Annotated in this window: 26 protein-coding genes; 5 read left to right on the top strand and 21 right to left on the bottom strand. The window is 57.4% G+C overall.

Features of this window, described 5'->3' with window-relative positions; translation table 11 throughout:
- The first annotated feature begins 188 nt into the window (after positions 1–188).
- On the top strand, positions 189–1,532 hold the full coding sequence (locus NUW46_RS01670; RefSeq protein WP_418141227.1) for an HD-GYP domain-containing protein: 1,344 nt from the start codon (positions 189–191) through the stop codon (positions 1,530–1,532).
- A gap of 22 nt (positions 1,533–1,554) precedes the next feature.
- Here NUW46_RS01670 and NUW46_RS01665 read toward each other — a convergent pair whose 3' ends face one another.
- Genes NUW46_RS01665 through NUW46_RS01655 form a run of 3 tightly spaced genes read right to left on the bottom strand, consistent with a single transcriptional unit; the run spans position 1,555 to position 4,335 of the window.
- Complete coding sequence (locus NUW46_RS01665; RefSeq protein ID WP_222466177.1) at positions 1,555–2,310, bottom strand: transporter substrate-binding domain-containing protein; 756 nt, start codon at positions 2,308–2,310, stop codon at positions 1,555–1,557.
- Positions 2,311–2,359: 49 nt separating this feature from the next.
- Positions 2,360–3,742 carry a ribonuclease J gene (locus NUW46_RS01660; protein WP_418141226.1) on the bottom strand — a complete coding sequence of 461 codons (1,383 nt, stop codon included), beginning with the start codon at positions 3,740–3,742 and terminating at the stop codon, positions 2,360–2,362.
- Positions 3,739–4,335, bottom strand: coding sequence for a substrate-binding periplasmic protein (locus NUW46_RS01655; protein WP_418141225.1), 597 nt, complete (start codon positions 4,333–4,335; stop codon positions 3,739–3,741). The genes NUW46_RS01660 and NUW46_RS01655 overlap by 4 nt, the downstream gene beginning before the upstream one ends.
- A 394-nt stretch (positions 4,336–4,729) precedes the next feature.
- On the opposite strand from NUW46_RS01655, the gene NUW46_RS01650 reads away from it, so the two are divergent.
- The gene (locus NUW46_RS01650; protein WP_418141224.1) at positions 4,730–5,413 is read left to right on the top strand and encodes a type 1 glutamine amidotransferase domain-containing protein; all 684 of its coding nucleotides are present in this window, start codon (positions 4,730–4,732) and stop codon (positions 5,411–5,413) included.
- Positions 5,414–5,485: 72 nt separating this feature from the next.
- On the opposite strand, the gene NUW46_RS01645 is transcribed toward NUW46_RS01650, so the two are convergent.
- On the bottom strand, positions 5,486–5,932 hold the full coding sequence (locus NUW46_RS01645) for an acyl-CoA thioesterase (protein ID WP_418141223.1): 447 nt from the start codon (positions 5,930–5,932) through the stop codon (positions 5,486–5,488).
- Positions 5,933–6,027: 95 nt separating this feature from the next.
- Here NUW46_RS01645 and NUW46_RS01640 point away from each other — a divergent pair, with 95 nt between their 5' ends.
- On the top strand, positions 6,028–6,756 hold the full coding sequence (locus NUW46_RS01640; RefSeq protein ID WP_349343985.1) for a MotA/TolQ/ExbB proton channel family protein: 729 nt from the start codon (positions 6,028–6,030) through the stop codon (positions 6,754–6,756).
- On the top strand, positions 6,753–7,778 hold the full coding sequence (locus NUW46_RS01635) for a peptidoglycan -binding protein (protein ID WP_418141222.1): 1,026 nt from the start codon (positions 6,753–6,755) through the stop codon (positions 7,776–7,778). Before NUW46_RS01640 ends, NUW46_RS01635 begins: the two co-directional genes overlap by 4 nt.
- Here NUW46_RS01635 and NUW46_RS01630 read toward each other — a convergent pair.
- The 17 genes from NUW46_RS01630 to NUW46_RS01550 all read right to left on the bottom strand — a co-directional run bounded on the left by NUW46_RS01630 (position 7,775) and on the right by NUW46_RS01550 (position 21,547).
- Positions 7,775–8,722, bottom strand: coding sequence for a ketopantoate reductase family protein (locus NUW46_RS01630; RefSeq protein ID WP_418141221.1), 948 nt, complete (start codon positions 8,720–8,722; stop codon positions 7,775–7,777). The two genes, NUW46_RS01635 and NUW46_RS01630, sit on opposite strands and share 4 nt — an antisense overlap.
- A gap of 43 nt (positions 8,723–8,765) precedes the next feature.
- On the bottom strand, positions 8,766–9,326 hold the full coding sequence (locus NUW46_RS01625; protein WP_209399205.1) for a hypothetical protein: 561 nt from the start codon (positions 9,324–9,326) through the stop codon (positions 8,766–8,768).
- A gap of 150 nt (positions 9,327–9,476) precedes the next feature.
- Positions 9,477–9,668, bottom strand: coding sequence for a 2-hydroxymuconate tautomerase (locus NUW46_RS01620; RefSeq protein WP_209399206.1), 192 nt, complete (start codon positions 9,666–9,668; stop codon positions 9,477–9,479).
- 9 nt (positions 9,669–9,677) lie between these two features.
- Positions 9,678–10,472 (bottom strand): 2-oxo-3-hexenedioate decarboxylase, encoded by a 795-nt coding sequence (gene dmpH / locus NUW46_RS01615; protein WP_418141220.1) that lies wholly within the window; start codon positions 10,470–10,472, stop codon positions 9,678–9,680.
- Entirely contained in the window at positions 10,469–11,518 is a 1,050-nt protein-coding gene (gene dmpG / locus NUW46_RS01610) for a 4-hydroxy-2-oxovalerate aldolase (protein ID WP_418141219.1), read from the bottom strand. Before dmpG ends, dmpH begins: the two co-directional genes overlap by 4 nt.
- A 13-nt stretch (positions 11,519–11,531) precedes the next feature.
- Positions 11,532–12,467 carry an acetaldehyde dehydrogenase (acetylating) gene (locus NUW46_RS01605; RefSeq protein ID WP_209399208.1) on the bottom strand — a complete coding sequence of 312 codons (936 nt, stop codon included), beginning with the start codon at positions 12,465–12,467 and terminating at the stop codon, positions 11,532–11,534.
- A gap of 26 nt (positions 12,468–12,493) precedes the next feature.
- Positions 12,494–13,279 (bottom strand): 2-oxopent-4-enoate hydratase, encoded by a 786-nt coding sequence (gene dmpE, locus NUW46_RS01600; protein ID WP_069182673.1) that lies wholly within the window; start codon positions 13,277–13,279, stop codon positions 12,494–12,496.
- Positions 13,279–14,139 carry an alpha/beta fold hydrolase gene (locus NUW46_RS01595; RefSeq protein WP_136630693.1) on the bottom strand — a complete coding sequence of 287 codons (861 nt, stop codon included), beginning with the start codon at positions 14,137–14,139 and terminating at the stop codon, positions 13,279–13,281. The genes dmpE and NUW46_RS01595 overlap by 1 nt, the downstream gene beginning before the upstream one ends.
- A 7-nt stretch (positions 14,140–14,146) precedes the next feature.
- Entirely contained in the window at positions 14,147–15,607 is a 1,461-nt protein-coding gene (locus NUW46_RS01590; RefSeq protein ID WP_418141218.1) for a 2-hydroxymuconic semialdehyde dehydrogenase, read from the bottom strand.
- A gap of 31 nt (positions 15,608–15,638) precedes the next feature.
- Positions 15,639–16,562, bottom strand: coding sequence for a catechol 2,3-dioxygenase (locus NUW46_RS01585; RefSeq protein ID WP_418141217.1), 924 nt, complete (start codon positions 16,560–16,562; stop codon positions 15,639–15,641).
- A gap of 11 nt (positions 16,563–16,573) precedes the next feature.
- A complete protein-coding gene (locus NUW46_RS01580) occupies positions 16,574–16,897 on the bottom strand; it encodes a 2Fe-2S iron-sulfur cluster-binding protein (protein ID WP_136630691.1) in 324 nt (107 codons plus the stop codon).
- A gap of 12 nt (positions 16,898–16,909) precedes the next feature.
- Positions 16,910–17,971 (bottom strand): NADH:ubiquinone reductase (Na(+)-transporting) subunit F, encoded by a 1,062-nt coding sequence (locus NUW46_RS01575; RefSeq protein WP_136631159.1) that lies wholly within the window; start codon positions 17,969–17,971, stop codon positions 16,910–16,912.
- A gap of 15 nt (positions 17,972–17,986) precedes the next feature.
- On the bottom strand, positions 17,987–18,346 hold the full coding sequence (locus NUW46_RS01570) for a phenol hydroxylase subunit P4 (RefSeq protein WP_069182668.1): 360 nt from the start codon (positions 18,344–18,346) through the stop codon (positions 17,987–17,989).
- A gap of 72 nt (positions 18,347–18,418) precedes the next feature.
- Positions 18,419–19,954, bottom strand: coding sequence for an aromatic/alkene/methane monooxygenase hydroxylase/oxygenase subunit alpha (locus NUW46_RS01565; RefSeq protein WP_136630689.1), 1,536 nt, complete (start codon positions 19,952–19,954; stop codon positions 18,419–18,421).
- Between the two features lie 14 nt (positions 19,955–19,968).
- A complete protein-coding gene (locus NUW46_RS01560; protein ID WP_069182666.1) occupies positions 19,969–20,238 on the bottom strand; it encodes an MmoB/DmpM family protein in 270 nt (89 codons plus the stop codon).
- On the bottom strand, positions 20,235–21,236 hold the full coding sequence (locus tag NUW46_RS01555; protein WP_069182665.1) for an aromatic/alkene monooxygenase hydroxylase subunit beta: 1,002 nt from the start codon (positions 21,234–21,236) through the stop codon (positions 20,235–20,237). Before NUW46_RS01555 ends, NUW46_RS01560 begins: the two co-directional genes overlap by 4 nt.
- 53 nt (positions 21,237–21,289) lie before the next feature.
- Positions 21,290–21,547 (bottom strand): phenol hydroxylase subunit, encoded by a 258-nt coding sequence (locus NUW46_RS01550; RefSeq protein WP_069182664.1) that lies wholly within the window; start codon positions 21,545–21,547, stop codon positions 21,290–21,292.
- Positions 21,548–21,916: 369 nt separating this feature from the next.
- Here NUW46_RS01550 and NUW46_RS01545 point away from each other — a divergent pair, with 369 nt between their 5' ends.
- A complete protein-coding gene (locus NUW46_RS01545; RefSeq protein WP_069182663.1) occupies positions 21,917–23,620 on the top strand; it encodes a sigma-54-dependent Fis family transcriptional regulator in 1,704 nt (567 codons plus the stop codon).
- Positions 23,621–23,676 lie beyond the last annotated feature (56 nt).

Genomic DNA, 23,676 nt, shown 5'->3' with positions numbered 1-23,676 from the left:
TTTGTAATATTAGTTGTAGATGCGCGTTGTAGCCATTTACGAGACGTGCATCCACACAGTTCACACACATGTTGGACGGATGGACATATAACACTATTTCAAATTCCTGCTACAAATTTCCCGGTTGAGTCTGTGACGCCTTCAAATCCAGTCCGTATGATTGGCTGAGCTGGAAAGGTACTTTGTTTATGCGGTATGAAACCGTCGAACTCGAAATCGATGTCTCTGAACTGAGGATCGGTATGCACGTGGTCAGGCTAGACCGCCCGTGGGAGGATACCGACTTCCTGCTTCAGGGCTTTGTGGTCCAGCATCAGGACGACATCGATGCCCTGCAGGCGCAATGCCGAAAGGTGGTGATTGAAGGCAAAGTCAAAAACACAGAACCTGAGATCTCGCAGCCTCCCGCAGCTGGAACACGGCAAAAGCCGCGATTTTCAATCTTTCACGGCCCCCAAAAGCAGCAGGACGGGTCGAACTCCCGACAACGAGGTAAGGCTGACAGCGCCCCCTCCAATTCGCGCAAACGTGTCACCTACATCAACAAGGTCAGTGTTGAGAGAGAAATACGCACGGCTTCTGGACATTACGCCGAGGCCAAGGCCTTTGCCATCAGCATCATGTCAGGCCTGCGCGTCGGTCGTACGCTCGATCTCAACAGGGCTCGCGAGGTCGTAGACGACTGCGTAGACAGCATCCTCCGGAACGATGATGCGCTTCTCCTGCTAACCAGACTAAAAAACAAGGATGAATACACCGCAGAGCATTCTCTGAACGTGTGTATCTTGTCGGCTGCGTTCGGCAGAAAGCTCGGCTTGCTGGAGGAAGAAATTCGGACACTGGGACTCTGCGGCCTGCTACACGACATTGGTAAAGCAAAAGTTCCTGTCGAGCTCCTGCAGAAACCGGGCCCCTTGACGCCCACAGAACATGGCATCATGCAGAATCACGCCAATTGGGGCCGTGACATGCTGATGGCCCTTCCGCGAGTCGACCACGCGGCCGTCGACGTGGCCTATGGCCACCACGAACGGCTTGATGGCAAAGGCTATCCGCGAGGCCTGGTTGATTCCCAGATTCCCTACTTCGCAAAAATAGTAGCCATTGTAGACACGTACGATGCCATAACCAGTAATCGGGCCTACGACCGCGCTCGCTCATCAAGGGATGCACTGGAGATCATACACCGTTTCCGGGGCGTCCAGTTTGACCCTGACCTCGCCCGCGAGTTCGTGCTTCTTGTGGGGATATACCCCCCGGGCTCCATCGTTGAAATGAAATCCGGAGAGGTGGCAATCGTGATCGCCTCGAATCGTAAAAACCGAAGACAACCCAGGGTGATGCTGGTAAGGGATGCGAACAAGCAACGCCCTGAAAAGTATCAAATACTTGATTTGCAGAAACCCGTTCTCAACGCTCTCGGAGAGCCTTTCGAGATTTTGCGGGAAGTTCCGGATGGAACCTACGGAATTGTCTTGCAACGCTTTATCGATAATGGCCTGAGACTGGACATCAACGAAGCATCAAATTGATGATGGGCTTTCTCAATAACTCTCAGCCAGGCGCCGAGTACATGGTCTTGTAATACCGGATCAATTCATCCACGCGGCCAGAATTCACAAGCTCATAAAGGCGCTCTGCAATAAGTTCTCTCAACTCAAAGGAATTGCACGGTGACGCTTTGGAAAAGGTAAGAAAAAGGCCCTCACGGCTGACCGGCGTTTCCAGCGGAACGAACTCGTCAGCAATGCCCAAGTATTCAAGTTTCACCTCTCCCTGAAGGACTTCATAGAGCACATAATCGACACGATCAACCAACGCCATCTGGAAGGATTGCTCAATGGACCTGACACCTTCGATACGCAGATTCTGCTCGGCATAACGGTCGAAGTTCTGGCCAAAGCTGTTGTTGATCAGGGTGCTGCCGCGCTTGCCCTTCAGGTCTGGCCAGTGACGATAGACAAATTCCCGTCCTTTGGGCACCCAGACCGCTGTTGGCAAGTGCGTGATCGGAGGAAGCAGATAATCCATGTAGCGAATGCGTTCCGACGTGATGAACGCCCCCGCCACCATATCAATCTCCCCCTCGCGCGCCATCCGTTGGACCCGGGCCCAGGAACCGATATCTTTCACTTCCACGGTTACGCCGAGGGGTTGGGTAATTTCCCGGAGCAAAGCTGGTACCGCGCCATTAAGGAAACCAGGATTTTGCTCGTCTCGCCAGAGCAGGGGCGGATATTCCGGATTACCACTCACGGTGAGTGTGTCGCACGGGGTTACTGCCGTGGCATTAGCCGGCGCCAGAATCATCGCGGCTGCAAAAAAGACAAGTGACTTACCAACAACAGAAGACAATAGCTTATTCAACTCTGACAAGACCTTCTTTGTGCCAGCCCAGACGGCCGGTTTCGACAACCTGGCGACGTATCCCCGGCACTGGCCGGATCATGAAAAGATCGCCGTTTCTGCCCACCATGGCTCGGGGTACACCAGTTGCTTTGGCTATGTCAGCGTGCGTTTCCATGTGTTCAGCCTCACCATGCACCGGAATGGCAATGGCAGGCCTGACCCATTTGTACATTAACTCCAGTTCTTCCTGCGCAGGATGACCTGAAGCATGAATTGGCAAATCCGCATCTTCGGCGGTGATAACCCGGACACCCAACTCTTTGAGTCTCGCCACGAGTGCCTCTATGGCTTCTTCATTGCCGGGAATGGCGCGGGCGCTGAAGATGACCGTATCGCCAGCTTCCAGCTCGAAATCCGGATGGGTACCAGCAGCCAGTCTGCGCAGGGCCGTTCTGGGTTCACCCTGACTGCCGGTGGCCACGGCCAGGACTTCATCCCGGGGCAGATAGCCAAGATGAGCGGGATTGATCAACTGGTCAGCCGAATCCCACAGGCCGGCGGCTCTGGCGGCGCCACTCATATTGATCAGCGAACGGCCCAACAGCCCCATATAGCGCCCTGTTTCCCGCGCAATCGAAGAGAGCGTATGCAGGCGGGCAATATTGCTGCCGAAGCAGGTCACTACAACGCGCCCCTCAGCGGATCGTATAGCCTGCAACAATCCGGTATGCAAGGCCGCCTCGGACACCGAGTGACCTGACACCGTTGCGTTGGTGGAGTCGCATACCATGGCGCTCACACCCTCTTTCGCCAGATCGCTAAAGGTCTGTGGCGAATAGCCATGGCCGACCAGCGGCTGCTCATCCAGCTTCCAGTCACCGCTGTGAAAGATGTTACCTGCGGCGGTTCTAATCATCAGGGCGTTGGGGTCCGGGATGGAATGCGTCAGCGCCAGCCATTGCACGCTGAACGGCCCGATCTGTTTGCTCTGGCCGGTCTCCACTTCAATGATCGGAACCCGGTGCAGCAGATCGAACTCCGACAGTTTTCGTCGCAGAATTTCCGCAGTGAACCGACTGGTGTAGATCGGACACTGCAACAGCGGCCAGAGATAGGGTACGGCTCCAACGTGATCCTCATGGGCATGGGTTATCACCAGACCCGCGAGGCGGTCACGGCGGTCAGCGATGAAAGCGGGATCCGCCATTTGTACCGGCGGTTCCCCCCGGTGGTGCACGGTTCCGTCAGCGGCAATACGGCCAGGCTTTGGAAAGGTGACGCCGCAATCCACCATCAACCAGGCACCGTCGTGGCCATAGAGGTTGAGGTTCATGCCAATTTCGCCGGTCCCCCCCAGGGGCAGAAACCACAGATCAGACTGCGCAGGAATCATTCGGCGGCTCGTTCCATATACTTCAACACCAGGTTCTCGTGTATGCCTTCCATTTCAATCAGTTTCAGCGCCGCCCGGATATCGTCGGCGTACTGAATCACCGGCGAGTTTTTCGCAACGGCGATGTAAGAGCGCTCTCCGGGCACAAAGAACGGTGAGACCTCAACACCCAGGCCCAGTTTCTCAACCGTGTACAAACCTACCAGTTCTGGCGCAATCACCACATCCACCCGGCCCTTCTGAAGCATCAGCATCAGGTTTTCATATCGAGGCGCAGGTTCTTTGAGCAAGCCCTCATCATCATCAAACCTCGGAAAATACGACGCGCCTTCGAGCACGCCAATGGCCCTGCCGTACAGATCGGCGTAGCGCTCAATGCGGTGCTCTTTGTTCAGATAAAAGAACAATCGTCGTTCTGGCGGAAACGCCGGTGCCACAAACTCAATCAGTTCGGATCGCTCCTCGGTTTCCAGAGGACCAAGCATGACATCAACCTCGCCCTGCTGGACCATTCTCAACACGCGCCTGAACGGGGCTTCCCGGTAATGCACTTCCCAGCCCAGCCGCTCGGCAATTTCCTCGAAGATCTCCACGTAGAGGCCGGTTCGCTCACCACCCTGGAGAATCCGGTATGGGGGGCATGGTTGGCACCTACGGTGATGGTAAGAGGTTCCACAGTTTCTGTGCCCTGCTGGGCCCAAGCTGGAAACACCAACACCATCAGAAGGGCGGCTGTTTGCACTCGCATTCCTGTCGTCCTTGCCTGTGAGCCTTTCAGGTTCTTATGCAGTCTGGTCATCTGTGTCCAGTATAGACGGTTCAAGATCCGGGAACGTCGGATTTACGTAATCACGGTTGAAATCAACCACCCATGGCACAAGGTCGATTACCAGTTCAGTAAAGAAGTGATTCACCAAACCGGCTACACGTTATTTACCAATAGCTGTCGAAGTGCCATTCATTCGTCAACATATAAGGACGGACACCATGAAGATTCTGATGGTTCTCACCTCACACGACCAGATGGGCGACACCGGCCACAAGACCGGCTTCTGGCTCGAAGAATTCACCGCGCCCTACTATGTTTTCCGGGATGCCGGTGCCGACATCACAATCGCCTCGCCGAAAGGCGGCCAGCCGCCAGTGGACCCCAACAGCGAGGCGGAAGAGGCACTCACGGAAACCACCCGTCGTTTCCAGCAGGATGCTCACGCCAAGGAATCCCTTGCCAGCACCAAGAAGCTGAGTGATGTGGACATGAACGAATACGACGCAATTTTCTATCCTGGCGGCCACGGCCCGCTGTGGGACCTGGTCAATGACGACAAGTCCATTGCCCTGATCAAAACGGCTTACGAGCAGGACAAGGTTATTGGAGCCGTCTGTCATGCGCCAGCCGTATTCAAGAACGTGGAAGTCAAACCGGGCCAGAACATCGTTGGCGGCCGGGAAGTCACCGGCTTCAGCAACAGCGAGGAAGAAGCGGTAGGCCTGAGCGGTGTGGTGCCCTTCCTTCTGGAAGACATGCTGAAGGAAAACACCGCCACCTACACCCGCGGCGACGACTGGGGACCGCATATCGTGGTGGACGGCAAACTGATCACCGGTCAGAATCCGGCGTCCTCCGAGGGTGCGGCTAAAGCTGTTGTGCAGGCTTTGCAGGAGGCCTGATCCGGTAAATACCGGAAGATGAACCCAAGGCCAGGTGAGATTCTCATCTGGCCTTTTTCTTACGCTTCGAGTTCATTCCCCCGCGTGACTGATCAACTCGCCAAGAGCACCCTGCTCCAGCAGTTCACGAATATGATCCGGTATCGTCACTTTTCCCATCACTGAAGGCTGAATCAACACGTAGGTCACATCGGCATCGGCGATAAACGCCCCATCCCCATACCTGAAGAATTCAAGATGCAATGTAAACGAAGTGTTGCCGATTCGCCCCGCCCGAATACGCGCCTCCAGCACATCATCGAACTTCGCCGGGGCTTTCCAGTTCACGGTGAGGCTCACAACCTGAATATCCAGATCCTGATCCAGCAGATGCTGGTAATCGCCAAACAGCGTGCGAATATACTCATTCACTGCAATATCAACAAAATCCGCATAGCGGGCGTTGAACACCACACCCTGGGCATCGCATTCGCCATAGCGAACCCGGAAGCGAAAGCGGAAAGGCAGATCACCAGTCATGAAGCGCTCCGATTAAAGTTCAGTTACTGTCGCCAACAGCTTCTCATATCTGTGCTAACGTTTTGAGGAATATCTCAAAAAAGCTGGCCACCGCTATGAGCAACCCGAAGCACACCCTTTTCTGGATGACGCTGTTCCTCGGCGTGGTCGTCATCGTCGGCGCCCTGATCCACAAACCTCTGATCTCGGCCTTCATGGCCAACTGGGTTTTCAACCTGCTGATTCTCGGCGTATTGATCGTCGGTATCGCACTCACTTACCGGCAGGTATTTGTCCTCTTTCCGGAATTGAAGTGGATTGCACAGTTCCGGACCGGGCATGCCGGACTGTCGGTGGTCCAGGAGCCTAAACTGCTGAAGCCACTGGCAAGACAGCTCGGAGAGGATGCAACCAAGGATCGATTCACGCTGTCGACTCTCTCCCTGCGAACCGTGCTCGATGGCATTCACTCCCGCATGGATGAGCAGCGGGAGATCACCCGTTACTTCATCAGTCTTCTGGTTTTCCTCGGCCTGCTGGGTACCTTCTGGGGCCTGCTCGGCACCATCAACTCGGTCGGCCAGGTGATCACCGGCCTCGATATGAGCCAGGAGGATTTCGGCAAGGTGTTTGCCGAACTGCAGGAAGGCCTGCTCACACCGCTTGAGGGCATGGGCACGGCCTTCAGTTCCTCCCTGCTGGGCCTTGGCGGCTCGCTGATTCTTGGTTTTCTCGACATCCAGGCCGGCCATGCCCAGAACCGCTTCTATGACGCCCTTGAGGAGTGGCTGACCGGCGTGACCAATCTTGTAGACCGCGTAGACAGCGAGAAAGACCTGTCATGATCGGATCCAGGCGCCGAAGCCGAAGCACCACCAACGTCTGGCCGGGGTATGTGGATGCCCTGTCGGCACTGCTGATGCTGGTGATCTTCATGCTGCTGGTGTATGTGGTCAGCCAGCTCTATCTGTCCCAGACGCTGTCTGACCGGGATACCCAGCTGGCCCGCCTGAATGCCCAGTTGAACGAACTCTCGGAGATGCTTGGCCTGGAAGAAAGCCGGAGTGAGGCACTGGAAGCTCAATTGACCAGCGTTCAAGACCGCAACAACAGCCTGGTCGACCAGCTGGAATCTACCCGTGAGCGGCTGATGCAGCAGACCGCCATCGCCGATGCGCAATCAGAACGACTGGCCGGCATGGAAGAATCCATTGACGAAAAAGACGAGATGTCCGCAAGCCAGCAGGCCATGATCCTGCGGCTATCCAATCAGATCGCCTCACTGAGGGAACAACTCAGACAGATTGCCTCGGCCCTGGAGCTGCAGGAACAGATGACGGCGGAGAAAGAGCAGGAGCTGGAACAGGTGAGCCGACGGCTGAACACCCTGCTCGCCGAGCGGGTCAGCCAGCTGGAACAGTACCAGTCGGAATTCTTTGCCCGGCTCCGGGATATTCTGGCGGGTAACGAGAACGTGCGGATTGTCGGCGACCGCTTCCTGCTGCCCTCGGAACTGCTGTTTGCCTCCGCCTCGGCGGAACTGGGCGAGGAAGGCCGGCAGGAGCTGGACAAGCTTGCGGATTTGCTGCTGGATGTGGCCGAACGAATACCCGAGGACGTGGACTGGATACTGCGCATCGACGGCCACACCGATATCCTGCCCATCAATACACCGCGCTTTCCATCGAACTGGGAGCTGTCCACCGCCCGGGCGGTTGCCGTCGTTCGCTACCTGGCTGACCAGGGGGTTCCGGAACGACGAATGGCAGCCGCCGGCTTTGGCGAGTTCTTCCCGGTGGCGGAAGGCACCTCACCGGAAGCGCTTCAGAGAAACCGCAGAATCGAGCTCAAGCTGACGGATCGTTAGCCCTGCGAATGGGCCAGCAGGGCGTTCACTGTCATGGTGTAGGGTGCTTCAATACCCAAGCGATCGCAGCGCCGCAGTACGGCGCCGGCGATACTGTCCAGTTCAAGGGGCCGCCCTTTTTCCTTGTCGACCAGCATCGACGTCTTGATGGCGTTGAAGTTGCTGATCAGGTCGAACATTTCGGCCAGATCCTCCGGCCCCAGGTTGACGTCGTCGGCCTTCGACGCTGCTACGGTTTCCGCCATCATTCCATGGACAATCTTCCCGAACTCGGGGTGGTGCGTGAGGCTCCGGGTATCGAGGCCGGTCAGGGCCGAGAGCGGGTTCACGCCATTGTTGATCACCAGCTTGCGCCAGAGCTCGTAACGGATGTTGTCGGAGACGGTTGTTGGAATACCGGCGGCATTGAACAATGCTTCCAACCGTCGGAGCAGGGAAATGCGGAGATCGTCAGGTCGCTGCCTCGGCCAGGCACCCATCACAACCTGGGCAACGCCCTCGGCGAACACCTGCCCGGGTTCGGTAATGTGGCCGCCAATGCGCACCGCAAGCCCACCCAGTACTCGATCCTCACCAACCACTTCCGCAATCACCGGCTCGTTATCCACTCCGTTCTGAAGCGAGAGAACCGGAACAGCGGCACTTTCCAGCCAGCTGGCGAGCTCCGCCATTACCGGAGCAGTGGCCGTTGACTTCAAAGCAATAACAATCAAATCGAAGTCATCGGGCTCATGCTTCTGGATCAGCTCTGTGTGGGAAAAGGCCGGCAGTGCCTGATGCAGAACTTCCCCTTCATAATCAACAGTCAAACCCTGGGCTTTCAGAGCGTTGAGATGATCACCACGCGCAGTCAGAACCAGCTCGTGTCCCGCTCGTGCGAGTCTTGCAGCGTAATACCCACCGATGCCACCGGCACCAATCATCAGAATCTTCAGACCTGCCAAGGGAACCTCATTGCTCAGGGAACGTAAGTGCCTGTCCTTATTATTACCTCATCCAGCCAAATCCGGACAGCATCTGGCCGGCATTATTCATACCACTGCTGAACATCCGCTGGGGGAACTTGCACCCGCCAAGCGTAAACGCGGCGTTAAGGAGGCACACAGTTGGATCTTCCAGCTTAGGGCTACGTTTGTTGCGAGACAGCCCCCCCTTGAAGGAAATCGCGGCACCCCACTGCTGGTCCTGAACCCAGCCATTAAGCATCTCACGCAAATGTCGGTCATGCAGCGATACCTGGCTTTCGCGTTTGTCATCCAGGCAGATAACGAGGACACCCTGCTCACGAATGGATTCCAGACACTGCCCGACAAGCCGGTACTCATCTTCACTCATCCCGGTATTGAGTCGGAGTTCACAAAGATCCGCCGGCTCTTCGGAAAGCAAGGCCCGAAGAAGCTTCTCTCTCCCTTCGGTCATTTCATCCTGAATCCCCGGTGCAAAGCCCTGGGAACTGAGCAGAGAAAAAACGCGCTCCGAGCACTCATGGTCACCTTTCAAATGGGTAACCACGGGCGCCTGAAGGCTCGCGTCCGTGCTTAAAAGCAAAACACTCCTGACCCTCTGCCCCCAGATCATCCGCCCGGGTCCGGAGGCAGCCTCTCGCTGAGACTCCAGACTTCGTGCATTACAGGAGACAAATAACACCGGCAGTTTGTCCACGACTTCCTCCAAAACAGGCCCGCTCAAAGCTGCGGCTCATCGCCCCAGCTTCCTCGCAGATTGGCCACCGATACCGAAATGCTGCTTCGGCATTTCATTGATAATGATTCGGACACTCTCTACGGGCGCCCCAAGCGAACGGCAAAGTGCGTCGGTAACCTCTCTGATGAGCGCTTCCTTTTGCTCATCAGACCGGCCTTCCAGGATGTTGATCTGGGCGACAGGCATAAAACCTCCTTATTCGAATCGAGCGGATACCGTACCCAGACCCTGGTACCGGACGGTAATGTTGTCACCGGGCTCAACCGTGATGGCTGCGGTAATACCGCCGGTCATGATGAAGGTTCCGGCGGGGATGTGTTCGCCTCGCTCGGCCAGCAGGTTGGCCAGCATGGCAACACTGGAAGCCGGATGGCCCAGTACGGCCGCACCCGCACCCACATCCACTACCTCACCATTTTTCTCGACCACCACACCCAGGGTTTTCAGGTCCACGTCGGCAACATCAGCCATCTGGCCGCCGGTGATGAAGCGGGTGGAGGAGGCGTTATCCGCTACCACGCTCACCAGATCAAACTTGAAATTCTCGTAGCGCGAGTCAATGACTTCTACCGCGGGAATCACGAAGTCGGTGGCGGCCAGAACCTGGCCAATGTGGCAGCCCGGGCCCTTCAGCGGCTCCTTGGTGACAAACGCTATCTCCGCCTCGATTTTCGGGTGGATCAGCTCCTTGGTGTTCACCACTCCACCGTCGGGCACGCTGAAGTAATCGGCCAGGAAGCCGTAGATGGGGGTTTCCACACCCATCTGGGCCATCTTGGCCCAGGACGTGAGGCCCATTTTCATGCCAACGACTTTGTTGCCACGGGCCTCCTTGCGACGGCGGATTTCCCACTGCACGTCGTAGGCGTCCTCGAAGGTCATGTCTGGAAAGTCGTTGGTGACTTTGGTGATGTCATGGGCTTGCAATTCGGCGTTTTCCACATGTTCGGCCAGTGCCAGAACCTGCTCTTGGCTTAATGTCTTGCTCATGCGCTTTGCTCCTTTTGTGCCGCCAGCAGATCCAGCGCCACATCGACAATCATGTCTTCCTGGCCACCCACCATGCGGCGTTTGCCCAGCTCTACCAGAATATCCACGGTCTTCAGGCCGTACTTCTGTGCGGCCACTTCGGAATGGCGCAGGAAGCTGGAGTACACACCGGCATAGCCCAGCGCCAGGGTTTCGCGGTCTACACGCACCGGGCGGTCCTGCAGCGGGCGCACGATGTCGTCGGCGGCGTCCATCAGGGCGTACACGTCGGTGCCGTGCTCCCAGCCCATCTTGTCGAAGGCGGCGATGCAGACTTCCAGCGGCGCGTTGCCAGCGCCGGCGCCCATACCGGAAAGGGAGGCATCCACCCGGTCACAGCCCTCTTCCACCGCCACGATGGAGTTGGCTACACCCAGGGCGAGGTTGTGGTGGGCGTGAATGCCGGTCTGGGTTTCGGGTTTCAGCACGTCTTTTAGAGCCCGGAACCGGTCGCGGATGTCGTTCATGTTCATGGCGCCGCCGGAATCGACCACGTACAGGCAAGTGGCGCCGTAGTCTTCCATCAGCTTGGCCTGCTCAGCCAGACCCTGCGGGGTCTGCATGTGGCTCATCATCAGGAAGCCGACGGTATCCATGCCCAGCTTCCGGGCGTGTTCGATGTGCTGCTTGGACACATCCGCCTCGGTGCAGTGGGTAGCCACGCGCACAATCCGGGCGCCGGCGTTGTAGGCGTTGTCCAGATCATGGACGGTGCCGATGCCGGGCAGCAGCAGGGTGGCAATCTTCGAATGGGTAACCACTTCGGCCACCGCCTCGATCCACTCCAGGTCGGTGTGGGCACCAAAGCCGTAGTTGAAGCTGGAGCCCTGCAGTCCGTCGCCGTGGGCCACTTCGATGGAATCCACCTTGGCCGCATCCAGGGCACGGGCGATGTCCTGCACGTTCTTGATGGAGTACTGATGACGAATGGCGTGGCTGCCGTCTCGCAGGGTCACGTCGGAGATGTAGAGTTTTTTGCCCGATTGCGTTGGATAGTTGAATGTCATGGGAATACCCTCCTCAGTTGACCAGCGATTCGGCGATGCGCTCGGCGGTACCGAGAGCGGCGGAGGTCATGATGTCCAGGTTGCCGGCATAGGCCGGCAGGTAGTGGGCGGCGCCCTCCACTTCCAGGAAGATGGAAGTCTTCAGGCCACTGAAGCGGCCGAGGCCCGGAACGTTCATGGGCTGGTCTTCGGGGATGTCGTCGAACTGCACCTTCTGCTTCAGGCGGTAGCCCGGCACGTAGCTGTTCACGGCCTTGACCATCTCTTCCACGGAAGCTTCCACCTGGGCCTTGTCGGCCGCATCCGAGAGCACGTATACGGTGTCGCGCATCAGCAGGGGTGGCTCGGCCGGGTTCAGGATGATGATGGCCTTGCCCTTCTGAGCACCACCCACCACTTCGATAGCGCGGGAGGTGGTTTCGGTAAACTCGTCGATGTTGGCGCGAGTGCCAGGGCCGGCAGACTTCGAGGAAATCGACGCGACAATCTCCGCGTAGTGGGCCTTGGCGACTCGTGATACCGCGGCCACCATCGGAATGGTGGCCTGGCCGCCACAGGTGACCATGTTGACGTTGCCTTCCTGGAGCTGCTGCTCAAGGTTCACCACCGGCACACAGTAGGGACCGATCGCCGCCGGGGTCATATCAATGATCTTGATGCCCTCTTTGTGGCCGCGCAGGAACACTTCGTTGTGCATATGGGCCTTCGCGGAGGTGGCATCGAATACGATGTCGATGTCGGCGAATTCCGGCATCTTTACCAGTCCGTCGACGCCTTCGTGGGTGGTGGCCACGCCCATGCGGGCAGCCCGGGCCAGACCGTCCGATTCCGGATCGATACCGACCATGGCGCCCATTTCAATGTGCTTGCCATTGCGCAGGATCTTGATCATCAGATCGGTGCCGATGTTGCCCGAGCCGATGATCGCTGCCTTTATTTTCTTGCTCATAGCCTGTTCCTCATTGTTCTTTTCGGTCATGCGAAGCGCACGGATGCGCTACCGATGCCGCCGATGTCGACCCGCATGTAATCACCGGCCTTGACCGGCTCAAGGGGTACCAGCGAGCCGGAAAGAATGACTTCGCCGGCCTTAAGGGAAATACCGAACTCACCCAGCGTGTTCGCCAGCCAGGTGACACAATTCACTGGCGAACCCAGGGCCGCTGCCCCGGCGCCCGCACTGATCACACTGCCGTTCTTCTCGACCACCATGCCGCAGGTAACCAGATCCACCTTGCGAGGCGATACCGCCTGGTCCCCGAGCACAAACAGACCGCAGGAAGCGTTGTCAGCAATGGTGTCCTGAATGGCGATCTTCCAGTCCTGGATGCGGGAATCGACAATCTCGAAGCAGGGCATCACGCATTCCGTGGCCGCCAGAACGTCGGCGTTGGTCACGCCCGGACCGGTCAGGTCCTTTTTCAGGATGAAGGCAATTTCGCCCTCTGCGCGCGGTGCTATCAGCCGGTCGCTGATGGGCATGACCTCACCGCTGTTGAACACCATGTCGTCGGTGAGATAGCCAAAATCCGGTTGATGGACGTTGAGCATGTTCTGTACGGCTTTGCTGGTCACGCCAATCTTCTTGCCAATAATCGAGGCGCCATCCGCCAGACGACGTTCCAGCATGCGCAGGGAAATGTGGTAGGCATCATCAATGGTGATATCCTCACCACGGCTGGTCAGCGGGCTGACCGCCTCCCTTTTCATCATTGCCTGATAGAGCTCGTCGCCAAAGGCGTGAATTTTCGTCTGTTCCATTAGTTACCTCCGGCAGCGGCCTGATCGGCCTCGTTCAGGAAATCATTGACCAACCGGGCAAACCGGCCGGCATGCTCAATCTGGGTCCAATGGCCACAGCGACCGAATACATGCAGCTGGGCGCGGTCGATCAGTTCAGCCAGTCGATAAGAGGCGTCGAGAGGAATGACTTCATCTTCCCGGCCATGGAGGATCAGGGTTTCATGGGGAAGCGCCCGGATGTCGTCTTCGTTACTAGCCAGGTTATCGACCCAACGTTGACGAGGAGCCGGGAACATGGCCGAAAACGACTCCTGGAAACCGGGCCGGATGCTGGCCTGATAGCGCATCTCCGCCAGCTCGCTGGTCAGCAGGCCCTTGTTGAAGGCAAACACGTCCATCAAACGGCGCATGGTCTCAAGCGAAGGTTCGTACCCCCACACCTCGTCCAGGCCTTTGGTAATCGGGAAGCTGACCCCTGCTGAGCCCATCAGCACCAGGCGGCGTACCCGCTCCGGATGCTCAATGGCGAGCGCCAGGGCCAAACCTCCCCCGAAGGAATTCCCCACTAGGTCGACCTGTTCCAGGCCCAGCTCATCCATCACGCCCAGGGCGTGCTTGACCCAGCGCTCCCGGTTGTAGATCTGGTCTTCCGGGCGCTCGCTGTAGCCGAAGCCCAGCATATCCGGCGCCACAACGCGACGGTGTTTGGCCAGTTCCGGAATCACCAGGCGCCAGTTTGCCCAGGCCGTCACACCGGGGCCGGAGCCATGAATCATCATCACGGGGAAACCGCCTTCGCCATGGTCGTGCACGTTGGTGCGGTAGCCTGCGGCAACAATTTCACGCCCGATTTCAGGGCTGTCTACAGGTGCATTCATGACGCCCTCACAATTTGACGCAGATGTTTTTCATTTCGGTGTAGAACTCGAGGGAGTGCACACCACCTTCACGACCGACCCCTGACTGCTTACTGCCACCGAACGGTGTCCGCAGGTCTCTCAGGAACCAGCTGTTTACCCAGATAATGCCGGCTTCAATCTGGCCCGCGACGCGATGGGCGCGGGTGATGTTTTCGCTCCAGATTGCTGATGCCAGGCCGTAGGGGAGACTGTTGGCCAGCTCGATTGCCTCTTCTTCGGTATCGAACGGGCGGATATGGCAGCAGGGTCCAAAGATCTCGTCCGTAACGACCGCCGAATCGTCCGGCAGGCCGGTCCAGATGGTGGGCTCGACCCAGGCTCCGCCCGCCAGCTCGGAAGGCATCTCAGGAACACCACCACCGGTCACAACGGTTGCTCCGTCATCGACGGCTTTCTGGTAGTAAGAGAGCACCTTTTCGCGGTGTTCGAGGCTGACAAGCGGCCCCAGGTTGGCTTCTGCATCATCAGGCGGGCCAATCTTCAGACCTTCCGCGGCTTCCTTGAGGCGACCGACAAACTCGTCGAAAACCGACCGCTCAACGTAAACTCGCTCGGTACCCAGGCAGACTTGGCCACAGTTGGCAAAAGCAGAGCGCATGGTGCCCTCGATGGCCTTGTCCATGTCGCAATCGGCGAATACCAGGCCGGCATTCTTGCCGCCCAGCTCCAGGGAAATATCCCGGATACCTTTGGCAGCCGCCTTCATAATGACTTCACCCGTGCCGGTCTCACCGGTGAAGGTGAACCCGTCAACCTGCGGGTGCTCGGTCAGATAGGCGCCAGCGGAATCACCACCGAAGCCATGAACAACGTTGTAGACGCCATCCGGCACACCGGCTTCCTTCATCACCTCGCCCAGAAGGGCGGTGGTGGTCGGTGTCTCTTCCGACGGTTTGACGACGACGGTATTGCCACAGGCCAGGGCCGGCCCGACCTTCCAGGTCATCAGCAGCAGCGGCAGGTTCCAGGGGCTGATCACACCGATCACGCCCTTGGGCCGACGTACTGCGTAGTTCAGGGCACCGGTGCCGTCCGGCGTGGGCATTTCAAAGGATTCGGTGGGCACGTTCTTGATCATGTCCGCGAATACCTTGAAGTTGGCCGCACCCCGGGGGATGTCGATATGGCTGGCCAGGGATTTCGGCTTGCCAGTGTCCAGGCACTCGGCTTCGAGAAACTCCTCGAAGCGTTCGTTGATGCCATCGGCCACCCGATGCAGGATGCGGGTGCGCTCATCGAGGGTCATCCTGCCCCAGGGGCCTTTCAGTGCCGCCCGGGCCGCCTTGACGGCGGCGTCGACTTCTTCCCGACCACCCTCGTGCACCTTGGCAATGACCTTGCCGTTCGCGGGGTTCACATTGTCGAACAGCTTGCCGCTGGCGGACGCCACGTACTGGCCGTTGATGTAGTGTTTGATCTCTTTCATTGCTGCTAAATCCTGTTGCTGAAGATGTTGGTCAGGTCAAAACCGTCAGGAACCGCTCGTTCAACACGCGATCGTGGTAGAAGATGGCCTTGCCCAACTGCTCGGCCTGCCAGGTCACCGGTTTGTGGTCCGGGTAGGTGTAGTCACCGCCGCAGAAGACCTCGTTGCGGTTGCCTGACGGGTCAAAGAAATAAATGGTTTTGCCGTGGGTCAGACCGTGCCGTGTGGGGCCGATATCGATGGAGGTATCGGTCATGGAGATCAGGTCTGCGGCCCGCAGTACGTCTTCCCAGGTCTCGAGGAAGAAAGAGGCGTGATGGAACTTGCCCTTCTCCTCGTGGTGGATGAAGGCAATGTCGTGCTCTTTCATGGAGACGGTCAGGAACTGGGCAACGCGGGTGCCTTCCGGGTCCAGCACCTGCTCGGCCAGATGGAAGCCAAGCACGTTCACGAAGATGTCATACACAGCCGCCAGTTCCGGCCCGTAGAACAGGCAATGGTCAAACCGCACCGCCTTCATGCCGGACAGGCCACGGGGCCAGGCCTCGGGATTAACCTCGGTAACACCCCATTTGCCGGTGTAGAGTTTGTCGGCGTATAGCTCGAACGCGTGGCCCGAAGGCACGGTAAAGCGGATCCGGCGGCCGCAGTCTTTCAGCTCGCCTTCGGGAATCTGCTCTACATCCAGCCCGTAAGCCACCAGGTCTTTTTCCAGCTGAACAAGCGCTGCCTCATCCACAACCTTGAAGCCCATGAAATCACAACCGGGCTCGTCGGCCTCAACCAGTACCACCGAGAACTTGTCCACTTCGGTCCAGGCCTTCAGATAAACCCGGCCCTGTTCGTCTCGGTCTGTCTCGATAAGGCCCATCAGGTCTGTGTAATGTTTTACCGCTTCTTCAATGTCCAGAACGCGAATCTGAACGTGACCAGGACGCATAACACCTTTTTTCATGACGATTACCTCTACGGTTTTGTTTTTGTCTGTTCGGCGAGTGGCGCTGCAGGTTGCGGCATACACTCGATCATCAAATCGGTTCTCGGGTAGATCCGGCAGGCCAGGACTTCCCCTTTATCAAGAGCCTCCGGGGGGCAGTGGGCCTTGCTCATCTTTCCGCACCGGAACTCGCCTTCAACAACGCGGATCTTGCAAAACCCGCAGCCACCGCCCCGGCAACCCACCGGGACACACTTCTTGCCAACCAGCTCCATGGCCTTGAGAACACTCTGGTCCTCCTCACACCGGAACCGGTCGCCGGTCGTGCGGTTGACCACATGGAATACCGCCATGCTTCCTCCGCATCAGATCTTCTTGAAAAGCGCCGAACGCTGGTTGTCTTCCGCACCATCTGCAGCCGTCAGGAACTTCTCCATGAAAATGTCCCGCTCGAACAACCGTCCCTGCATCAACGCAGTAATTGCGGAATCAATCATCGGGGGCGGTCCACACATGTAGGCCTTGTTGCCAGCAAACCGCCCGTCGTAGTGCTCCTTGGCGGCTTCATGGACATAGCCCCGAAAGCCCTGCCAATCGGTGTCGTCGTCGGCATCACTCAGTGCGGGCACGTAAGTAAAGTGCTCATGATCCCTGGCCAGCGCCTCGAACAACTCGCGGTTGTAAAGCTCGGCCTGGTTCCGGGCACCCTGGAACAGGGTGATCTTGCGCTCGTCGTTCTGCTCCAGCAGGTCCAGAATCATGGACTGCGGGCTGGAAAGGCCGGAGCCGCCGGCAATGAAGATCAGATCGCCCGGCTGGGAGCTGCGGACAAAAAATTGCCCGTAGGGGCCGGACAGGTTCAGCTCTTCGCCGACCTTGAGCTGTTCATGGATGTAGGTGGTGGCAGCACCGCCAGGCACCAGGCGAACGTGCAGTTCCACTTCGTCGGACTTGCTGGGCGGGTTGGCCAGTGAGAAAGCCCGGGGGCCGTCCACATCCGGCAATTCGATATTGATGTACTGGCCGGCCTGGAACGTCATGGGGCGGTCCAGCTTCAGATGAACACCCTTGATGGTGGGCGACAGGTCGACGATGTCTGTCACGGTAGCGGTGTAGTCCTCCACCGGGTATCCCTCGAAATCCGGATCGACATCGATATCTGCTTCGATGGTCACGTCACTTTCAACGGTGGCACAGCAGGCAAGCACCTTGCCCTCGTCCCGCTCAATGTCCATCAGGGCAAAGGGCGAGGCGTCGCCAATCTCCACGTCGCCTTCCAACACCTGGACCTTGCACGTTGCGCAGGTGCCATGACCGCAGGCGAAGGGCAGCCAGACACCCTGGCGGAGCGCGGCCTGGAGGATGGTCTGGCCGTCCTCCACTTCAATCTGCTCGCCGATAGGCTCGATAGTCACGGTATGACTCATGGCACTTCTCCCCGCTCAGTAACCGACGTCGGCAATGCCGTTCAGCCCCGGCGTGGTGACCGTGAGCATGCTTTTATGATCAATGCCGTTGTCTTTCAGGCTGGCGTCAGCCCGCGGCGTGAACGGTTCATCGTTCAGCAGCCACTCGGCATTCAGGAAGTCGGCTTTGGCGGCATCCGGATGGGCGGCAGCTGCCGGTTTGATAACGGTCTCGACGAGATCGCCGAACGTCATATCCGGCTGCACCAGCAACGCAAACGGCGCGCAGAACAGCAAGTGATTGGGCCAGTAGACATACAGCAGTTGCATGCCATTGAAGTTCTCAACCTTGTCTTTCGGTTCGAACTTGTAGTCGTATAACGCGTTAACACTCATGGTGGTCACCTTGTTGTTTTTGTGCGTGGTTCGCCCGACGCCCCAGGCAGCCGGGCGATTCCCGGGTCACTGTCAGGCTGCGTCTTTACTCTGGTCAGCCGGTTTCTGGCCCTTGATGGAAAGCCAATGCTTGTGGTCTGGGGACCCTACGTACTCGAAATTGTCCTCGCCGATATTGATGTGGTAGTACTTCTGCACCACTGTCTCGACGTCGGCACCCTCACAGTTGCCCTGGTAGATCTGGTGCACCGGCAACCAGGCCTGGACGTACTTCTCCGGTTCATCCTTGAAAATGTCGCAGCAGGCTTCGGAGCAGAAGTGGTAGCGCTCGCCTTCATGCACCAGCTGACGATGGCTCAGCTTGGTGGGCGCACCCATCTCGGTAAACAGGGTGGGTACCTGACACACCTGGCATAGCTGCGGCAGGGTGTTGTTGTAGAAGCGCCGGCCAGCGGCGGCTTCTTTCGCCAGGTACTCGTAGCGGGGACGGTAGTACTTGTCGAAAGTCTCCGGGTACTTCTCGGACATCCAGTCCATTTCTTCCTTTTCCGGAATCCAGGTGTGGAAGTTGGTGGCCTGGCTGTACTGGTAGAAGGTGGTCCACAGCTGATGGCTCAGGTGATGCTTGGCATCGTTGGCCACGTCCTGGTATTTGGGCGGACGGATACCATAGCGTTCCAGATCCTTGAACAGGGCACCGCCATTCTGCTCGTAATAGACTTCCCAGGCCTCGGCCCAGCTCATAACCTTGTTCGGCAGCATGTAGTCCATCATCATGCTGACCAGGCTGAGCAGGCGGAACCCGCGCCAGAACCACTTGTCGATCCAGCGCTGAACGATGGGCACGTTGTCCTCGTGCTGCTCCAGGATGAACTTGATCACCTCAAGGCCCAGGGTCATGTGCCGCGCCTCATCAGACTGAGCCGAGAAACCAAAGGTCACCGTGGCCATGTCGCCGTTGTAGGCGGCGCCGGACATAAAGGGCACGAACAGAAGGTTGGTCAGCACATACTCGAAGGAGAACGAGATAGCGGTCAGGAACTCGAACGGGCCGGCCGAGCGAGCATCGTCAAAGAACGACTTGGGCACCGACAGGAACCAAACCCGGTCGTGCATGTAGGCAGCATCGTGCAGGCCATTGAAGTGCTTGTTGTAGTGGCTCATGGCGTGCTGCTGGGTCTGGGAATGACGCAGCTCGTCAATGGCCTGCATCTGGCAGGCCACGCGTGCACCGGCACCACTGAACTGTCTGCCTACTTTGGCATAACCCTGGAACGCCGCATGTTCAAGCGGTGATACGCCGGTCAGGAACAGTTTCAGGGCGTTGACATAGCGGGCATCGGAAATGTTCTGATGGCCGTTGTTCTGGGCAAAGGCATCAAAAATTGCGTACAGCTTCTTCTCTTTTTCCGCCTGGTACTTCCAATAGGCATCCATGGTCAGACGGAACGGGTCTTCCCACTGGGACCAGTCAGTGATCTTGATACCCTCGAACTGCTCGTCCGGGAAGATGTCCTCTTTCTTCTGGTAGCTGGGCTCCCAGGCCATGTCCCGAGTCAGGTACTGGTACTTGTCTTTCAGGTTCAACTTTTTGTTTTTAACAGCCATGATGTGTCTCCCGATTATTTCCACTCAAGGATGAAGTGGTCATCGTCTTCGTCGACGTTGCCGCCAATACTGATGACATCGATAAGCATTTCCTGGACATCCCAGTCGCGGCCCAGCTTTTCTTCCATGGTCTCCCGGTTGATCACCAGGCGCTTTTCGGCCTGGATCCGGATCATTGCCGGCTGGTGCTGAACCTCCGCTTCAGGGTTGTCTTCCTGAATGGCTTCCACCATGTAGCGGGCGTTGTCGTTGTCCTGGAATGCGATGAATACGAGCTGGCTCATGCCGATACTCCCTGGGTGTTGAGCCCGAACTTCTTGAGACGGGTGGCGAGTTGCGCCCTGACCTCATCGAGGGCTTCCACGCCAACGGATGCTTCCGCCAGCGGCTTCAGGGCGTTGTAGATTTCCGGCTCCCACTGGTCGGCCCAGGTCTGGAGCTGCTGGAGGTTGGCTTCGCTTTCGCCGGCAACCACCTTGACCATGGCGTTGGTCCAGCGTTGGGAATCCTTGTACCAGTCGCGCATGAACTCGGTGAGCATGGAAACGTCTTCGGCACCCTGCTCTTCCCACCACTGGTCCATCTTTTCGTAAACCAGCGGGAACAGCAGGCCGTCCATCAGCACGTTCTGAATGAGGGTCAGCTCGAACCAGTCCTGGACAACCAGGGTGTCTTCCACCAGCTTGCGCATGGGTTGCCAGAGCGCATCGTCCATCCAGTAACCCTTGGACTCGTCGAGCCCGGCACCGGTGGTCCCGTCAATCATCAGGGCAATTCGCGAGAGATACTGGCCGATACCGAGACGGTCCATGGCCTGGTAGATATGCATCTGGGATACCGTGGTTGCGGTGGCCTCACCTGCGATTTTGCTGTTGTTCATGTTGGCGCCCAGCTCCAGGTGACGCAGGGGAACCAACAGACGCAGCAGCATGGTGCGGGTTTCTTCCGGCAGACGGGTCAGCAGGTTACGCTTGTCGCAGAAGCCATAGCTGGTCTCGGCGGCCTCCTGCATCTTGGCGCGATTGCCGACGTATGCCCCGTAGTAGAACTGGCGCGGATCAGTCACCGCATACCAGTCTTCCATGCGAATCGCGGTACGCCGCTCGTCGTTGAGCTCGTAATTCGGATCCCACTGGGGGCGGTAGTGGAAATTGGTTTTCGCCTCCAGGTCGTAACTTGCTTCTTGGTAGCGGGTGGCGGGTTTGTCTCCGAAACGGCGTGCGATGTGGCCGTAGGTCTGACGGATGGGCTCCACCGAGTTGGTCTTTATTTCGATAGTCATATCAACCTTACCGTGTTGTTTTTGTGGAACAGAACGTTGATGGATGTTGCTCATTAACGCTGGCCGCGCTCCCCGAACCGCCACTTGACCATGTCTTCGTCGATTTGGCGGATCATGTCGGAGTCCATGTGGACCACGTTGTTGTGCTTGCAGAAGATTTGGAACGCCTCCCTGGGTAGAACCAGTTCGACGAACAGCTCCGGGTGACCGATGGCAAAGTCGAATTCCACGAATTTGTCGCCCGGCTCGCTGCGAACCCGGATATAGCGGGTCATCTCGTCAAAGGATTTGGCTCGTGTCTCGCTGGTCATGATTTGCACCACTGGGTTTGTTGTTGTCTGGGAGGGGACGAGCAACGCGTGTGCCAAACCCGTCAAAAAGCCGAGCGCAAATATCCATCCAACTGTTTTTCAAACAGTTATCAGTCATTCGAAATGAATCAGCGTGAATAGTTCTTGGAGAGTACCTGCTGCTTCCGCGGCTATCTTTTTACTAAATGATCAATTTCCCCCGCCCGAATAACCAAATGCTGAGACGCTCTGATCTCGCCCTGCTGCAAGCAGTTTTTTATCATTTGGTTGATTTGTGACATCGATCAGGTATTAACTATTTAAGCGAAATGCCAACAGGCTCTCCGAAAAGAGCAGTCCCCGCCGACAACAACAAAAGGGGTGAACACCATGGCTGCAAGCTACAAGCCACAGCTGAGTTATTCAGACTTCAGGGATCTCAAGGACCAGATCCAGTTTCAATCCACGGAGGGCAAAATCTGGTTTGGCGAACAGCGTATGCTGTTGATGAATCTCAGTTCATTGGCAGCATTCCGTCGCGAGATCGTTAATAGCATGGGCATTGAGAGAGCCAAGGGATTCTTCCTAAGGCTTGGCTATCTCTCTGGGCTCAAGGATGCTGAGCTGGCCCGCAAGCTGAGGCCTCATTGCAGTGAGCTGGATATTTTTCTGGCCGGTCCGCAACTTCACTCGCTGAAGGGTATGGTGAAAGTCGTTCCCCTGGAGATCGATCTGGACCAGGAAACCGGAGATTTTTACGGACGCCTTGAATGGATCGACTCCTGGGAAGTGGAGATCTGCAAGACCGAGCTGGGTCTTATGAAAGAACCGGCCTGCTGGGTACTGCTGGGGTATGCCTGCGCCTATACCTCATCGTTCATGGGCCGGGAAATCATCTTCCGGGAAGTCAGCTGCCGGGGCTGTGGCGATGAGAAATGCATGATCGAGGGTAAACCTGCGGAGCAATGGAAGGACGGGAAAGAGTTCTCCCGCTACTTCAAAGCGGATCCGATCATCGAAGAGCTTTACGATCTTCAGGCACAATTAAACTCCTTGCGAAGCTCCTTTCAGCGGCAAGAAGGCCAGTATTACGGCATTGGCCAGTCCGCATCCTATAACAAGGTGTGCCGGATGATTGACAAGGCCGCACAGGGAAAGGTGTCGGTACTTCTCCTGGGCGAGACAGGCGTCGGCAAGGAAGTAATAGCTCGCAGCGTCCATTTGCGAAGCGCAAGGGCTGATGGGCCCTTCATCGCCGTGAATTGCGCGGCCATTCCGCCTGACTTGATCGAGGCGGAACTTTTCGGCGTTGAAAAAGGCGCCTACACGGGTGCGAACCAGTCGAGAGAAGGGCGTTTCGAACGCGCCAACGGTGGAACCATCTTTCTGGACGAGGTTGTGGAGCTCACTCCCCGAGCCCAGGCCACCCTGCTCAGAGTATTACAGGAAAGTGAACTTGAAAGAGTGGGCGACAATCGCACCCGAAAGGTCAACGTTCGAGTGATCGCCGCCACCAACGAGAGCCTTGAACAGGCAGTCGAGGACGGCCGCTTCAGAGCCGACCTATTTTATCGCCTGAACGTTTTCCCGGTGAGAATCCCACCTTTGCGGGAACGACTTGAAGATTTGCCTTTGCTGGTCGGCCACTTCCTGGAAAAATTCCACGCCCAGTATGAAAAACGCACTCTGGGGTTATCGGACAAAGCCCTGGCGCTGTGCATGAACTATCAGTGGCCGGGCAATATACGGGAGCTTGAGAATGTCATCGAGCGCGGCGTCATCCTAACTGACAACAACGAATCCATCAGTCAGGATGCCCTGTTCGTCTCGCCTCCTCCATCGGAGCCAATGCCCATAGAACGAATCGATGCAGACGGTAATGTCTGCGTCGGCCAGGCTGCCGGCAAGGAGGAAAGCTGGTCTGATCATATCATCAACAGCGGAATCAGCCTGGAGGAAGTGGAAGAAACGCTGATGCGGCAGGCCATGGAACAGGCGAATCAGAATGTCTCAGGGGCTGCTCGAATTCTGGGGCTGACCCGTCCCGCTCTCGCCTATCGCCTTAAAAAAACTGGCATTCTCGATGAAAGCTGATTCTTCAAAGAGGATCTGCGACATGGAAGTTGCACCTCCTTCACACCGAATATGAC

It is taken from the genome of Marinobacter sp. MA (assembly GCF_048298425.1).
In the GTDB taxonomy this organism is placed as follows: domain Bacteria; phylum Pseudomonadota; class Gammaproteobacteria; order Pseudomonadales; family Oleiphilaceae; genus Marinobacter; species Marinobacter salsuginis.
The sequence above is the reverse complement of the archived record's forward strand: the minus strand, read 5'-3'. Positions and strand labels throughout refer to the sequence as shown.